At 67.7% G+C, this 14,390-nt stretch carries 16 protein-coding genes; 8 read left to right on the top strand and 8 right to left on the bottom strand.

Annotated elements, in window-relative coordinates; genetic code table 11:
* Positions 1-108: 108 nt before the first annotated feature.
* Together KF889_16505 and KF889_16500 are read right to left on the bottom strand one after the other, a co-directional pair.
* Positions 109-1,080, bottom strand: coding sequence for a TAXI family TRAP transporter solute-binding subunit (locus KF889_16505; protein ID MBX3501043.1), 972 nt, complete (start codon positions 1,078-1,080; stop codon positions 109-111).
* Between the two features lie 108 nt (positions 1,081-1,188).
* Positions 1,189-1,485 (bottom strand): septum formation initiator family protein, encoded by a 297-nt coding sequence (locus tag KF889_16500; GenBank protein ID MBX3501042.1) that lies wholly within the window; start codon positions 1,483-1,485, stop codon positions 1,189-1,191.
* A 167-nt stretch (positions 1,486-1,652) separates the two neighbouring features.
* On the opposite strand from KF889_16500, the gene KF889_16495 reads away from it, so the two are divergent.
* Positions 1,653-2,144 (top strand): cupin domain-containing protein, encoded by a 492-nt coding sequence (locus KF889_16495; protein ID MBX3501041.1) that lies wholly within the window; start codon positions 1,653-1,655, stop codon positions 2,142-2,144.
* A complete protein-coding gene (locus KF889_16490; GenBank protein ID MBX3501040.1) occupies positions 2,141-2,647 on the top strand; it encodes an N-acetyltransferase in 507 nt (168 codons plus the stop codon). The genes KF889_16495 and KF889_16490 overlap by 4 nt, the downstream gene beginning before the upstream one ends.
* Here the strand turns inward: KF889_16490 and eno are convergent.
* Positions 2,611-3,894, bottom strand: coding sequence for a phosphopyruvate hydratase (gene eno / locus KF889_16485; protein MBX3501039.1), 1,284 nt, complete (start codon positions 3,892-3,894; stop codon positions 2,611-2,613). The genes KF889_16490 and eno overlap by 37 nt on opposite strands.
* A 64-nt stretch (positions 3,895-3,958) precedes the next feature.
* Complete coding sequence (locus tag KF889_16480) at positions 3,959-4,663, bottom strand: glutathione S-transferase family protein (protein ID MBX3501038.1); 705 nt, start codon at positions 4,661-4,663, stop codon at positions 3,959-3,961.
* Positions 4,664-4,781: 118 nt separating this feature from the next.
* On the opposite strand from KF889_16480, the gene KF889_16475 reads away from it, so the two are divergent.
* Positions 4,782-5,111 (top strand): helix-turn-helix transcriptional regulator, encoded by a 330-nt coding sequence (locus tag KF889_16475; GenBank protein ID MBX3501037.1) that lies wholly within the window; start codon positions 4,782-4,784, stop codon positions 5,109-5,111.
* A 25-nt stretch (positions 5,112-5,136) separates the two neighbouring features.
* The gene (locus KF889_16470) at positions 5,137-5,604 is read left to right on the top strand and encodes an MAPEG family protein (GenBank protein ID MBX3501036.1); all 468 of its coding nucleotides are present in this window, start codon (positions 5,137-5,139) and stop codon (positions 5,602-5,604) included.
* Positions 5,605-5,616: 12 nt separating this feature from the next.
* Here KF889_16470 and KF889_16465 read toward each other — a convergent pair whose 3' ends face one another.
* The 3 genes from KF889_16465 to secG all read right to left on the bottom strand — a co-directional run bounded on the left by KF889_16465 (position 5,617) and on the right by secG (position 8,539).
* A complete protein-coding gene (locus KF889_16465; protein ID MBX3501035.1) occupies positions 5,617-6,297 on the bottom strand; it encodes a DJ-1/PfpI family protein in 681 nt (226 codons plus the stop codon).
* Between the two features lie 100 nt (positions 6,298-6,397).
* Positions 6,398-8,026, bottom strand: a complete 1,629-nt coding sequence (locus KF889_16460) for a CTP synthase (protein ID MBX3501034.1) — start codon at positions 8,024-8,026, stop codon at positions 6,398-6,400.
* A 159-nt stretch (positions 8,027-8,185) separates the two neighbouring features.
* On the bottom strand, positions 8,186-8,539 hold the full coding sequence (gene secG / locus KF889_16455; protein MBX3501033.1) for a preprotein translocase subunit SecG: 354 nt from the start codon (positions 8,537-8,539) through the stop codon (positions 8,186-8,188).
* A 154-nt stretch (positions 8,540-8,693) separates the two neighbouring features.
* Here secG and KF889_16450 point away from each other — a divergent pair, with 154 nt between their 5' ends.
* Positions 8,694-9,107, top strand: a complete 414-nt coding sequence (locus tag KF889_16450; protein ID MBX3501032.1) for a four-helix bundle copper-binding protein — start codon at positions 8,694-8,696, stop codon at positions 9,105-9,107.
* 4 nt (positions 9,108-9,111) lie between these two features.
* Here the strand turns inward: KF889_16450 and tpiA are convergent, their stop codons facing one another.
* Positions 9,112-9,849, bottom strand: a complete 738-nt coding sequence (gene tpiA / locus KF889_16445; protein ID MBX3501031.1) for a triose-phosphate isomerase — start codon at positions 9,847-9,849, stop codon at positions 9,112-9,114.
* 153 nt (positions 9,850-10,002) lie between these two features.
* Between tpiA and KF889_16440 the strand changes: the two genes are divergently transcribed.
* The 3 genes from KF889_16440 to KF889_16430 all read left to right on the top strand — a co-directional run bounded on the left by KF889_16440 (position 10,003) and on the right by KF889_16430 (position 14,289).
* Complete coding sequence (locus KF889_16440; GenBank protein MBX3501030.1) at positions 10,003-11,940, top strand: peptidyl-prolyl cis-trans isomerase; 1,938 nt, start codon at positions 10,003-10,005, stop codon at positions 11,938-11,940.
* 95 nt (positions 11,941-12,035) lie between these two features.
* Complete coding sequence (locus KF889_16435; GenBank protein ID MBX3501029.1) at positions 12,036-13,559, top strand: anthranilate synthase component I; 1,524 nt, start codon at positions 12,036-12,038, stop codon at positions 13,557-13,559.
* Between the two features lie 106 nt (positions 13,560-13,665).
* Positions 13,666-14,289: an N-acetylmuramoyl-L-alanine amidase gene (locus KF889_16430; protein ID MBX3501028.1), complete on the top strand. Its 624-nt coding sequence runs from the start codon at positions 13,666-13,668 to the stop codon at positions 14,287-14,289.
* Positions 14,290-14,390 lie beyond the last annotated feature (101 nt).

Below are 14,390 nucleotides of genomic sequence, written 5' to 3'. Positions count from 1 at the left end.
GCCGCCGGTCTTCAGCCGATCGAGCCGCAGCGCTTCCCTTACCCTTTGGATAGCAAAACGCCCGCCCCAAGGGGAGCGGGCGTGCGCCGATGCGTTACCGCGCCGCCGTCACTTCGGGACGGTCGCCGGGTCGAGCTTGATGCCCTTCTCGTTGTAGTACTTCACCGCGCCGGGATGGAACGGCAGGAAGCCGTTGCGCGAAGCGTTGGCGGCCAGCGTCTCCTTGGCCGACGCATGGCCCTGCACCATTGCCGCGTTGTTGTCGAGGATCGTCTTGACGACGTTGTAGGCGACGTCGTCCGGCAGATCCTTGTGGGCGATGCCGAAATTGTACAGGCCGATCGTCTTCTGGTCGGCGGTCTGCTGCTTGTAGGTTCCCGCGGGGATCACCGCCTCGGAGAACTCCGGCATGGCCTTGCGGATCTTGGCCCGCTCCTCGTCGGTCCAGGTGAAGAACACGGCCTCCCGCTCGGCGTCGATCTGCGAGAAGATCGGGATCGGCAGGCCGGCGCCGAAGCAGAACGCGTCGAGGATGCCGTCGCCGAGCTGTCCGCCCATGTCGGCGCCCTGGCCGTTGCGGATCGTGGCCTTCATGCCCAGCGCGGTGAACACCAGCGGGAAGTAGGTGCCGGGCGTGCCGGCGCGCGGACCGACGCCCACCGTCTTGCCGTCGAGCTGCTTGAAGCTGGTGATGCCCGACTTCTTCAGCGCCACGCACTGCAGCGGCGTGTCGTACATCGGAAACAGCGCACGGATGTTGGAGAACTTCTTGCCCTTGGTCCATTCGGCCGAGCCGTTCCAGGCCTGCAGCGCCACGCCCATCGTGGTCATGCCCAGCTCGATCTTCTTGTCGTCGACCAGGATGACGTTCTGGTTCGGGCCCTGGGTCTGCTGTGTCGAGACCTGCACGCCCAGCTTGTCGGTCAGGATCTTGGCGACCACGCCGCCATAGATGAAGTAGGTGCCTCCGACCGAGGCCGTGCCCAGCGTCATGCCCCTGGGCTGCGCCACCACGCCGGCCGCGCCGGCAATGGCCACGAGGGCCGTTGCGGCCAGTACGCCGCGACGGATGATGGTCATCGTCTGTTTCCTCCGGAATTCAAATTCAGTGTCCGCCCGGCGTCGCCAGGATATCGACGCCGCCGCCTTCAATAGTGGCGCTCGGTGCGCGGCGCAAGCCGGGCCGGATCAGCGCGACGGCGTGAAGATGACGATGTCGTCGGGCCAGGCGACATGCAGCAACGTGCGCGCCCGCTCGTCGATCATGTCCGGATCGAGGCTCTGGCTGCGCAGGCCGGCCACGCGACGCTCCCAGATGCGCCTGGTCGCCTCGGTCTCGGCCAGTGTGGCCTCGGCACGCGCGACCTCCTGCCGCAACTGCAGCAGGGCCAGGACGCCGCGTTCGCCATGCATCAGGTGATAGCCGAAATAGCCGAACACCAAGGCGAACAGGACGGGCGTGAGGATCTGACGAAAGCGAAACATAAGCGCACGGGCAGTGTCCCACGATTCGAGAACGCAGGCAAGAAACATCAATGAAACGAGAGTCTTAGGCTCCAGTGATGAAGCCTTGCAGCGGCATTAGGATCGATTGCTTGACCGTGGACCGGGCGGGCCGATAAGCCGCCCGCAGCAGATCGACAGGGAAGACCATGAGCAGGGCCACGGACTGGCGCAACGACGGCGTGCGGGTGATCCCCGCCGGCAGCCTCGACACCAACACCGCCCAGACGCCGGGCATGAACCGCGCCGCGGCGATCAACTTCGCCCGCGTCGGCGCGCAGAAGCTGTGGGCCGGCACGGTCACCATACATCCCGACGCCAAGACCGGCGCGCATCACCACGGCCACCTGGAGAGCGTCATCTACGTCGTGAAGGGCCGCGCGCGCATGCGCTGGGGCGAGCAGCTGCAGTTCACCGCCGAGGCCGGCCCGGGCGATTTCATCTACGTGCCGCCCTACGTGCCGCACCAGGAGATCAACGCCTCACAGAGCGAGGCGCTGGAATGCGTGCTGGTGCGCTCGGACAACGAGGCGATCGCCATCAACATCGACATCGCCCCGGTCGAGAAGCCGGAGACGGTGTACTGGGTCGACCCCACCCATCCGCATCCGCACGACCACGATCACGATCCCAAGAAGTGATCGACGAGGAGACGCCGGCCGATGTCGACGCCATTGCCGCGCTCAATCGCGCGGCCTTCGGCGGCGAGGAAGAGGTCGAGATCATCGACCGGTTGCGCCGTGACGGGCTTCTCGTGTTGTCGCTGGTCGAGCGCGACGCCCGGGGCATCGTCGGCCATATTCTCTTCAGCGCGCTCGACGTCGCGGTCGACGGACGCGCGGTCCGCTCCGTGGCGCTGGCGCCGATGGCCGTCGCGCCGGCCCGGCAACGCGGGGGCGTCGGCTCGAGGCTCGTGCGTCACGGCTTGAACGTGCTGAGGGATCGCGGCTGGGAGGCCGTGATCGTGCTCGGCCACCCCGACTACTACCCGCGCTTCGGCTTCTCGGCCGCGCTCGCCGCCAGGCTCGCCGCGCCGTTTTCCGGCGAGGCGTTCATGGCGTTGGAACTGAGATCCGATGCGCTCGCCGGCGCCGCCGGCACGGTGCGCTATCCGCGCGCCTTCAGGATCGACACGCCGGCGTAGCGCGCCTGGCCGCCGAGCTGCTCCTCGATGCGCAGCAGCTGGTTGTACTTGGCCAGGCGATCGGAGCGCGACAGCGAGCCGGTCTTGATCTGCCCGCAATTGGTCGCCACCGCGAGGTCGGCGATGATCGTGTCCTCGGTCTCGCCCGAGCGGTGCGACATCACGGCGCCGTAGGCGTTGGTGCGCGCCATCGACACCGCATCCATGGTCTCGGTCAGGGTGCCGATCTGGTTGACCTTGACCAGGATGGCGTTGGCGACGCCGTCCCTGATGCCCCTGGCCAGCCGCGTCGGATTGGTGACGAAGAGATCGTCGCCGACCAGCTGCACCGTTCTGCCGACGCTGTCGGTCAGCGCTTTCCAGCCGGCCCAGTCGTCCTCGGCCATGCCGTCCTCGACCGACACGATCGGGTAGCGATTGCACAGGTCGGCGAGGTACGCGGCCATGCCCTGCCCGTCGAGCGTCTTGCCCTCGCCTTCCATGACGTACCTGCCGTCCTTGAAGAACTCGGTCGCGGCGGCGTCAAGACCCAGCACAATATCCTCGCCCGGCCGGTAGCCGGCGGCCTCGATCGACTTCATGATGAAGCCCAGCGCCGCGTCGGCCGAGGCGAGGTTGGGCGCGAAGCCGCCCTCGTCGCCGACATTGGTGCCGTGGCCGGCATCGTGCAGCTGCTTCTTCAGCGCCTGGAAGGTCTCGGCGCCCATGCGCAGCGCCTCGGCGAAGCTCGGCGCCTTGACCGGCAGGATCATGAACTCCTGGATGTCGATCGGATTGTCGGCATGGGCGCCGCCGTTGATGATGTTCATCTGCGGCACCGGCAGCGTGTTGGCGTGGCTGCCGCCGACATAGCGATAGAGCGGCAGGCCGGCATCCATCGCGGCGGCGCGCGCCACGGCGAGGCTGACGCCGAGCAGTGCGTTGGCGCCCAGCCTTCCCTTGTTGGGCGTCCCGTCGAGCTCGATCATCGCGCGGTCGATCTTGATCTGGTCAGTGGCGTCGAGGCCAGACAGCAGGTCGAAGATCTCGCCGTTGACGTTCGCGACCGCCTTGCGCACGCCCTTGCCGCCGTAGCGGGCCTTCTCGCCGTCGCGCAGCTCGACCGCTTCGTGCGCACCGGTCGAGGCGCCCGACGGCACTGCCGCACGACCCGAGGCGCCGCTCTCGAGCCTGACCTCGACCTCGATCGTCGGGTTGCCGCGACTGTCAAGAATCTCACGGCCGCGAATGTCGACGATGGCGCTCATCGGAGTGATCCTTCAGGGAGGGCGGGCGCGGCCTTGTAGCCAGCAGGTCGCGCCCGCGCAAGGATCAGGCGGCGAGCAGTCGCGGCACCTCCGACAGAGCCACATGGCCGCGCAATGCGCCGACGCCCGCCGGCGTCTCGCCGTTCTCGATGGCGGTGGCGAAGCGTACCGCCGCATCGGCGTCCAACCGCCGGCGCAGCGCGGCGATGCGGGGATACTCGGCGGCATCGATCGCGTCATGGAAATCCGCCCAGCGCGCCACGCCGACGAAGAGCGCGTCGGCCAGCGTCGGCCGATCGCCCGCCAGATACGGCGTGTCGCCCATCATGGTCTCGAGCTTGCGGTGTCGGTTGTTGACCTGCGCGCGGCCGAAACGGCGCAGTGCCGCCTGGTAGGCCGCGTCGGGTGTCGCCATCTCCAGCGCCACCCAGTAGGCACTGAACGCGGCGGTGAAGCCGGTGTTGAGGAAGGCCATGACCTGGTGCAGCCGATCGGCCTCGGCGCTGCCCGGCGCGAAGCTGATGCGCCGTTGGGTGTCGCGCGCTTCGAGCCACAGGGCGATGGCCATGGTCTCGCTCAGCACGCGGCCATCCTCGGTGATCAGCACCGGCGTCTCCTGCCGGCCGTTGAGTCGAGCGTAGGTTTCGTCGAGCATGTCGTCCGGCATCAGAACGCGCGACAGCCGGTAAGGCTCGCCGAGCCATTCGAGCGCCGCGACCAGTCCCATCGAGCTGCCGAGAGGATGTCCATAGAGCAGGATCGGTTCCATCGTTCAGACCTTCTTGCTGGTGAATGGAACGCCCACATAGAGTGCTGCAATTGCGACGCCAAGAACGCAAAATATTCTGACCCGGTCACATCCATAGGACCACAGGAGACGACAGCACATGCGCGATCGCGTGTCCCACTGCCCGATCGAGGGCGCCATGGTCCTGCTCAGCGGCCGCTGGCGGGCGCTGATCCTGTATTATCTCAGCCGCGGGCCGATGCGTTTCAACGAGCTCAGGCGCGCCAATGCCGGCATCTCCCAGCAGATGCTGACGCGCGAGCTGCGCGCGCTCGAGGAAGCCGGCGTGATCACGCGAACGATCACGCCGCAGGTGCCGCCGCGCGTCGACTACGCGCTGAGCGAGTCGGGCGTGCGCCTGATGCCGATCATCGGCTCGCTCAGCGACTGGTGGCAGACAACACGCGCCGCGCAGATCGCGGCCGAGTAGAACCAGAACGAGGGGGACACGAACCATGGACAAGATCGGCCTGCAGAATCCGGTCTTCGCGACCTATGCCATCGCCGCCACGATCATGATCCTGAAGGCGGTGTCGATGTCGTGGCTCACCGTCGTGCGCATGATGCAGGAGAAGGGCGGCTACCGCTCGCCCGAGGATCTGCGCCGGACGCCGCTCAATCCCGATCCGGATCCGAAGCAGCTGCTGCCCAACGAACGCGTCGAGCGCATCCGCCGCATCCAGATGAACGACCTGGAGAACCTGCCGTTCTTCCTCGTGGCGGGACTGCTGTTCGTCCTCGCCGGCCCGTCGCTGCTGTGGGCGCAGATCCTGCTCTACGGCTACATCGCCTCGCGCCTGCTGCATTTCGCGGCCTACTTCACTGCGCAGACCCACGACATGCGCGCGACCCTGTGGACCATCGGCTCGCTGATCCTGATCGGCATTACGGGCTGGACGCTGATCGTCGCGCTGGGCGCGTGACCCTCGGCGGCATCAGGCCACCGCCATTCCTTCGAGGCTGGTGCGATAGGCCGAGTGCACGCGACCATATCGATCCGACACGCTCGTCGTGACGGCGCCGGGAGCACGATCGGGATGGCCGCTGTCGAACGGCGGCGCGGGATCGTATTCGATGCCGAGCTGGACCGCATGCGCCGCCGCCTCGCCGGCGATATCCGCGACGATGCCCAGGGCGAAATCGATGCCCGATGTGACGCCTCCGGCGGTAACGACGTTGCCATCCCGCACCACGCGGGCCTTCTCATGGATCGCGCCAACCAGCGGCAGGAGATCCGTGAAAGCCCAATGCGTGGTCGCCCGGCGGCCCTTGAGCATGCCCGCGGCACCGAGGATGAACGCGCCCGTGCACACCGAGGTGACGTACCTTGCGCCGCTCGCCTGCCGGCGCACGAAGTCGACAGTCTCCCGATCGCCCATCGCGTCGACCACGCCTTGCGCCCCGCCAGGCACGCAGATCAGGTCGAATTGCGGACAGTCGGCGAAGGTGTGCGTCGGCACCAGTGAGAGACCGCAATCGCTGGGCACAGGCGCTGCGGATTTTGCCGCGATCTGAACGGCGGCGCCGGGCAGGCGCGACAGCACCTGTAGCGGCCCCGTGAAGTCGAGTTGCGTCAGGTGGGGAAAGATGACGAAGCCGACGTTGAAGCTGGGCAAGGCGGGCCTCCATCGAACAGTCGAGGCCGAGTCCTACACCTCGTGCCGGACAGCGTGAAACGCCAACTATCAGAGGATTCCTGCCAGCTCGCAGAACCCTCTAGACCAGCCGGCTCTGCGTCTTGGCCGCCTCGATGAACGAGCGGAACAGCGGATGCGGCCGCAGCGGGCGTGACTTCAGCTCGGGGTGGTATTGCACGCCGATGAACCACGGATGGCCCGGGATCTCGATGGTCTCCGGCAGCACGCCGTCGGGCGACATGCCGGCGAACTTCATGCCCGCCCTTTCCAGCCGAGCCTTGTAGTCGGTGTTGACCTCGTAGCGGTGGCGATGACGCTCGCTGATGCGATCGGAGCCGTAGATGCGCGCGATCTGGCTGTCGGGATCGAGATGGGCGATGTAGGCGCCCAGGCGCATGGTGCCGCCCAGATCGCTGCCGTAGTTGCGCCGCTCGATCTCGTTGCCCTTGAGCCACTCGGTCAGCAGTCCGACCACCGGTTCATCGGTCGGTCCGAACTCGGTCGAACCGGCGCTCCTGATGCCCACGAGGTTGCGCGTCGCCTCGATCACCGCCATCTGCATGCCGAAGCAGATGCCGAAATAGGGCACGCGGCGTTCGCGTGCGAAACGCGCCGCCTGGATCTTGCCCTCCGAGCCGCGTTCGCCGAAGCCGCCGGGCACCAGGATGCCGTGCACGTTCTCGAGGTGCACGACTGCGTCCTCGCGCTCGAAGATCTCGGAGTCGATCCACTCCAGCTTGACCTTCACGTTGTTGGCCAGACCGCCATGCGTCAGCGCCTCGGACAGCGATTTGTAGGCGTCGAGCAGGCCGGTGTACTTGCCGACGACGGCGATGCTCACCTGCCCTTCCGGATCGCGCGCGGCGCGCACGATGCCGCGCCACTGGGCCAGCGACGGCTCCTCGTCGGCCGGCAGGTCGAAGTAGCGGCAGATCTCGCGGTCGTAGCCCTGATCGTGATAGGAGATCGGCACCTGGTAGATCGTGTCGGCGTCGAGCGCCTCGATCACGCGCTCGGGCCGCACGTTGCAGAACAGCGCGATCTTCTTGCGCTCGTTGGGCGGGATGGCACGATCGCTGCGGCAGAGCAGCAGGTCGGGCTGGATACCGACGCTCAGCAGCTCCTTCACCGAATGCTGCGTCGGCTTGGTCTTCAGCTCGCCGGCGGTCGGCACCCAGGGCAGCAGGGTGAGGTGCACGAACATCGTGCGTTCCTCGCCCAGCTCGTTGCGCAGCTGGCGGATGGCCTCGAGGAACGGCAGGCCCTCGATGTCGCCCACCGTGCCGCCGATCTCGACCAGCACGAAATCCGCCTCACCCGGGTCGGCGAGGATGAACTCCTTGATGGCGTCGGTGACGTGCGGGATCACCTGGATGGTGGCACCCAGGTAGTCGCCGCGGCGCTCGCGCTTGATCACCTCCGAGTAGATGCGGCCGGTGGTGATGTTGTCGCTCTGCCGGGCGTCAACCCCCGTGAAGCGCTCGTAATGACCCAGATCGAGGTCGGTCTCGGCGCCGTCGTCGGTGACGAAGACCTCGCCGTGCTGGGTCGGGCTCATCGTGCCCGGATCGACGTTGAGGTAGGGATCGAGCTTGCGCAGGCGGACCTTGTAATCCCTGGCCTGCAACAACGCGCCGAGGGCGGCTGACGATAGCCCCTTCCCCAAGGAAGACACCACGCCGCCCGTAATAAAGATAAAGCGCGTCATGGACCTCTTACCTACTACTGATAGGGGGTCTCAGCCAAGACGGACGTGGCGAGCGTAGGAACGGACGTGTGGAAAACGCTGGCCCCCTGCCATCGTGCCACAACGAAAAAGGGCGAACGCCCGGGCGCTCGCCCTCCTCGGGATCGAATACCGCCGACCCTAGCGGGTCGGGGCGGCCGGAGCCGTGGGCGGCGCGGGCGTCGCCGGAGCCGGCGCGGCACCCGGAGTCGGGGCGGCGCCCGGCGCCACCGGCGCGGACGGGCCGGTCGGGATGATCGGCGGGGGCCTGTTCGACGTGCCGGCGAACACCGCCAGAGCGATGCTGGTGGCGAAGAACACGGCGGCGAGGATCGCCGTCGTGCGGGTCAGGAGATTGGCCTGGCCGCGCACGCTCATCATGCCATCGGACGAGCGGCCCATGCCGAGCCCGCCGCCCTCGCTGCGCTGCAGCAACACGACCACGACCATCGCCACGGCGATCAGGGCATGGAGCGCCAGCACGACATTCTGGATGGCTTGCATCGAGACTTGTTTCCCTTGGGCCGCAGGCGGCCCGAACTGCGAATCGGCCGGTGTTCTAGTCGGTTTGCCGCTACAGCGCCAGCCCGGGGAACGTCGCCGGCCACGGTGGCGTTGGCGGCTCAGTTTCCGACCTTGGGAGGACGCCATGTACACCCAGGCCATGCTCGGCTCGCACCCTGATGTCGCGGGTCGCGCCGATGCCACCCTGATCCGCTGCATCGAGGAGTGCTTCGGCTGCGCCCAGGCCTGCACCGCCTGCGCCGACGCCTGCCTCGGCGAGGACATGGTCGGCGAGCTCGCCCGCTGCATCAGACTCGACCTGGACTGCGCCGATATTTGCCTGGCGACCGGCAAGGTCGCCTCGCGGCGGACCGGATCCAGCGACGCCGTTCTGGTCTCGATGCTCGATACCTGTGCCGCGATCTGCCTGCTGTGCGCGGAGGAATGCGAGATGCACGCGCGGCAGCATGAGCATTGCCGCATCTGCGCCGAGGCCTGCCGGCGCTGCGAGAGCGCCTGCCGCGACGTCCTGCGCGCCATGCGCCAGCGCCTGCAATAGGCCGCTAGGCGGCGGCCACGATCGGCAGGAAGTCGCTGGCCTTGAGGCTGGCAGCCCCGACCAACGCGCCGTCGACATCGGCGACGGCCAGGATCTCGGCGGCGTTCGCGGCCTTCACCGAGCCGCCGTAGAGAATGCGCACTGCCTGCGCATCCGGCACGACGCCGGCAAGCCGTGCGCGCAGATGGCGGTGGGCCTCGTCGATCTCGGCGGTGGTCGGCGTCAGCCCGGTGCCGATCGCCCAGACCGGTTCGTAGGCGATGACGATGCTGGGCGCACCCGGCGGCACGCTGGCGGCGATCTGTCGCGCCAGCACGTCGAGCGTCTCGCCCGCCTTGCGCTGCGCCAGGGTTTCGCCGACGCAGATGATTGGCGTCAGGCCGGCGCGCAACCCCGCCGCCGCCTTGGCCCGAACCTGCTCGTCGGTCTCGCCATGATCCGTACGTCGCTCCGAATGGCCGACGATCACCCAGCGCGCGCCGGCATCGGCCAGCATCTCGGCCGAGACGTCGCCGGTATGGGCTCCCGACACATCGGCGTGGCAGTCCTGGCCTCCGACGCCGATGGCGCTGCCGGACAGGCCCTGGGCGACAGCGGCGATCTGCACCGTCACCGGGCACACCACGACCTCCGCGCTGGCGGACACGGCGCCCGCGCGCAAAGCCTCGGCAAGGGCGACAGCGTCCTTGACCATCAGGTTCATCTTCCAATTGCCGGCAATCAGGGGGCGTCGGTCGGGCATGGGCGTCAGCTCTCCGCTCGTTTCGCGGCTCTCTAACATGTCATCGCTTGCCCCGCGAACGCCTTGATCCGGCGCGGGTTTGGCCGTTGCCGCGCGCCGCGGGCCAGTGGTAGGGATGCGCCTTCCGCGCCTTGGGCGCATCCGGACAGGCTGATGAACCGTTTCCGCAAGATAGCCGCCTCGATTGTCCTCGCCCTGCTGCTCAGCGTGCTGCTGATTGCCTTCGTTTTCAGCGACATCGCCGGCGTCAGCAGCGCCCTTCGCATGGCCGGCGCCGACGCCACCGTCTCGCGCATCGGCGGCGTTCAGGTCGGTCCCTTCCATTTCGGCGGTACCCAGATCAAGGGCCGCGAGGTGCGCGACGAGTACAGTCGCCAGTACGACCGCTTCAACCAGCAATTCCGCGGCCAGCTCACCAACGAGGCGGCCATGGCCATGGGCCTGCCCTTCCAGGCGCTGCGCGGCCTGGAGGAGCGCGTGCTGTTCGACCGTGCGATCGCCGATGCCGGCATTGTCATCACCGACGCCCAACTGCGCGCCGCGGTCGAACGCGAGCCGGCTTTCCAGGCCGACGGCAGGTTCAGCCCGGTGCAGTTTCGCTACATCCTGCAGCAGAACCGCGTGCCCGAGGCGCTCTACTTGCAGGACAAGCGCCGCGAGATGGCGGCCAACCAGCTGGTCGGCGCGATGATGGATGCGGCCGACACGCCCGCACCGTTGCGCGACGCGCTGTTCCGCTTTCGCAAGGAGCAGCGCATCGCCGAGACGCTGACACTCGAGGCAGTGCGTATGCCCGATCCGCCGCAGCCCACGGACGAGCAGCTCAAGGCGTTCTACGAGACGGTCAAGAGCCGTTTCCAGGTCGCCGAGCGGCGCTCGCTGAGCTTCGTCATGGTCGAGGAAAGCGACGTCCTCGAGCTGGTGAACATCACCGAGGACATGCTGAAGCAGGCCTTCGACGAACGGCTGGCGCGCTACGCACGGCCGGAGAAGCGCGAGGTCGACCAGGTCGTCGTCGCGGAAGAGGACAAGGCCAAGGCGATCGCCGCCGCGGTTGCCGGAGGCAAGTCGCTCGAGGATGCCAGCAAGGAGATCCTGCAGCGCGACGGCGCGGTGATCGGGCTGGGCGGCGTCGAGCAGCGCGAGCTGCCGCCGGATCTCGCCAAGGCGATCTTTGCGCTCAAGGAGCCAGGCGCCGTGGCGCCGGTGAAGTCGCCGCTGGGCTGGCACGTGGCGCGCGTCACCAAGATCGAGCCCGGCGAGAACCCCTCCTTCGAGTCGCTGAAGCCACGCATCGAGGCCGAATTGCGCAAGGAACTGGCGAGCGAGGTGCTCGGTCGCCTGATCGGCGAGTTCGACCGCGAGCTCGGCCGCGCCGACAATCTCGACGCCGCGGCCGAGGCGACCAAGCTCAAGCTGCAGAAGGTCGAGGCGGTCGATCAACGCGGCTTCGACACGGCCGGACGCCCGGCGGTCGGTGGCGAGGCCGCGGCCGACATGCTGGGCGCCGCCTGGGGCATGACCGAGGGCAAGACCGGCAGTGTGAAGGAGCTGCGCAGCGGCGCGTTCTATGTCGTGCGCGTCGACAGGGTGATTCCGGCGCGCACGCCGCCGCTGGAGGATATCAAGGCGCAGGTCGTGGTGGCGTGGATCGAGGCCGAGCGGCGCAAGGCGGCCGAGGCGCAGGCCAAGTCGATCGTCGACAAGCTTGGCGCGGTGACCGACCTCGACACCCAGGCGCAGGCCTTGCGGCTGGCGGTCAAGACGTCCAAGCCGGTGGACCGTAGCGACCGCGACGAGGCAAACGGCCTCGCGGCGGCCGGCGTCACGGCGCTGTTCAAGCTCAAGCCGGGCGAGGCCGCGGTGGTGCCGGATACCGGCGGCGCCACCATCGTGCGGCTGAAGGAAATTGTCGCCGCCGATCCCGCCAAGGCGGCCGCCGAGCTGCAGCAGCTCGACAAGGAACTCGACGCCGTCACGGCGCGCGCGATGCGCGACGCCTATGTCCAGCTGCTGGAAAGGCGCTATGGTGTGGCGCGCGATCCCGAAGCTCTGGCGACGGTCTTCCGACCGGGTGAGCAGCAACAATGAACGGCAGTCTCTGGCAGCAGGTGCGAGATGGGCGATGGCGGGGCTGAGGCCTCCGCTTTCACCGATCCGCTGACACGCCTGCCCGAGAGCCTGCCATGACCGTCGAGCCTGCCTACGAATCCTTCGCCGCCACCTATCGCGCCGGAAAACCGTCGCTGGTGTGGACCCGACTCGTCGCCGACCTGGAGACGCCGGTTTCCGCCTTCATCAAGCTGGCCGATGGCCGGCCCTTCTCGTTCCTGCTGGAATCGGTCGAGGGCGGCTCGGTACGCGGGCGCTACTCGATCATCGGCTTCAAGCCCGATCTGATCTGGCGCTGCATCCGCGGCCAGGCCGAGGTCAATCGCAAGGCGCGCACCGCGCCGCATGCCTTCGAGCTCCTGCCCGGCAAGCCGCTGGAGACCCTGCGCTCGCTGGTGAACGAATCGCAGATCGACATGCCGCCCAACCTGCCGCCGATGGCCGCCGGCCTGTTCGGCTTCCTCGGCTATGACATGGTGCGTCAGATGGAGCGGCTGCCGGACAGGAATCCGGATCCAACCCATCTGCCGGAAGCGATCATGCTGCGGCCGACCATCATCTGCATCTTCGACCGGCTCGAGGACATGGTGACGGTGATCACGCCGGTCTGGCCGCGTCCCGACGTCGATCCCGAAAGCGCCTACGACCTGGCGCGCGAGCGCCTGGCCGACGCCATGGCGGATTTCGAGCGCACCCTGCCGCGCCGCGACACCGGGCGCGAGCTCGAGGAGCTGCCGGCGCCGCAGGCCAACATGACGAAGCAGGCCTTCCTCGACATGGTCGAGCGCTGCAAGGAGTACGTGCACGCCGGCGATGCCTTCCAGATCGTGCCGTCGCAGCGCTTCTCCCTGCCCTTCGAGCTGCCGCCGCTGGCGCTGTATCGTTCGCTGCGGCGGATCAATCCCTCGCCATTCCTGATCCACTTCGACTTCGGCGACTTCGCCATCGTCGGCTCCTCGCCCGAGATCCTCGTTCGCCTGCGCGACAACATCGTCACCATCCGTCCGCTCGCCGGCACCAAGCCGCGCGGCGCCACGCCGGAGGAAGACAAGCGCCTGGCCGAGGAGCTGCTCGCCGATCCGAAGGAACGCGCCGAGCACCTGATGCTGGTCGACCTGGCGCGCAACGACGTCGGCCGCGTCGCCAAGCTGGGTTCGGTGCGGGTGGTCGAGCAGTTCACCATCGAGAAGTACAGTCACGTCCAGCACATCAGCAGCCATGTCGAGGGCACCTTGCGCGAGGGGCTCGACGCGATCGACGCGCTGGCAGCCGGCTTCCCGGCGGGCACGCTGTCGGGCGCGCCGAAGGTGCGCGCAATGGAGATCATCGACGAGCTCGAGCCGGTGCGCCGCGGCATCTACGCCGGTGCCGCCGGCTACTTCGCCGCCAACGGCACGATGGATACCTGCATCCTATTGCGCACCGCGCTGGTCAAGGACGGCACGATGTATGTCCAGGCCGGCGTCGGTGTGGTCGCCGACTCCGATCCCGAATCGGAATTCCAGGAAAGCCTGCACAAGGCACGTGCCCTGGTACGCGCGGCGGAGGAAGCGGTGAAGTTCGCCTCTGCGGCCCGCGGCGCGAACCTGCCGCGCTGACTGATGGTGGCCTGACAGCCATCAAATTCACGGGAGCGACACCACGGCGAAGCGCCGTGGTGTAACCTGCTCGTCCATTGTCGTCACCCGTCGCGGGAGGTGATCAATGGCCATGTATCCAGCGCGCAACGGCACGATTCTGATGACTGAGCCGGGATCGACCCGTCCCAACGGCAACGGCGAGGTGGTGCGCATTGTCATGCACCAGACCTGGGCGCCTCAGTCGAACACCAATCAGGCGCAAAGCAACGTCAACTACTGGACCGCCGAGACGCGTGCCGCGCGCAAGGCGAATCCCAGTTCCCAGTTCGGGGTATCTGCGCACTTCACCGTCGAATCCACCGGTCAGATCATCCAGCACGTCGACACCAAGGATGGCGCGATGAGCACCGGTGCATTCAACACGCAAGCGGTTCACATCGAGTTCGCCTCGCAGAACGACCCCTTGACCTTGCAGCAGCTCCACGCGGGCGCCGAGCTCATGGCGTGGATCCAGAAGGAGCACCCCGCCGTGCGGCTGGTGCCGGTCGGCACCAGCAACAAGGATCCGGGCGACAGGCACCAGCGCGGCATTACCGGCCACAGCTTCGTCGAGATCGTCGGCAAGAAGCATGGCCTCCTGATGAAGCGGCCGCCCAACGATCCGAAGACCACGTGCCCCGGACCGGCGATCATCGCGCAGATGAACACCATCGCCGTGCTCGCCTCGGTTCGCCGCGCCCTGATGTAGCTCAAGCCGATCGGCGGAATATTCGCCCGCAGCGCGCGGTGCGAACCCGCCCGGCTAGCCACGGCTCGCCGCCACGCGCTAGGCTTCTCCGCCATCAGGGG

The organism is Alphaproteobacteria bacterium, from assembly GCA_019635875.1.
In the GTDB taxonomy this organism is placed as follows: domain Bacteria; phylum Pseudomonadota; class Alphaproteobacteria; order Reyranellales; family Reyranellaceae; genus JAFAZJ01.
Note: the sequence above shows the minus strand (reverse complement) of the source record. Positions and strands in the feature narration are given on the sequence as shown.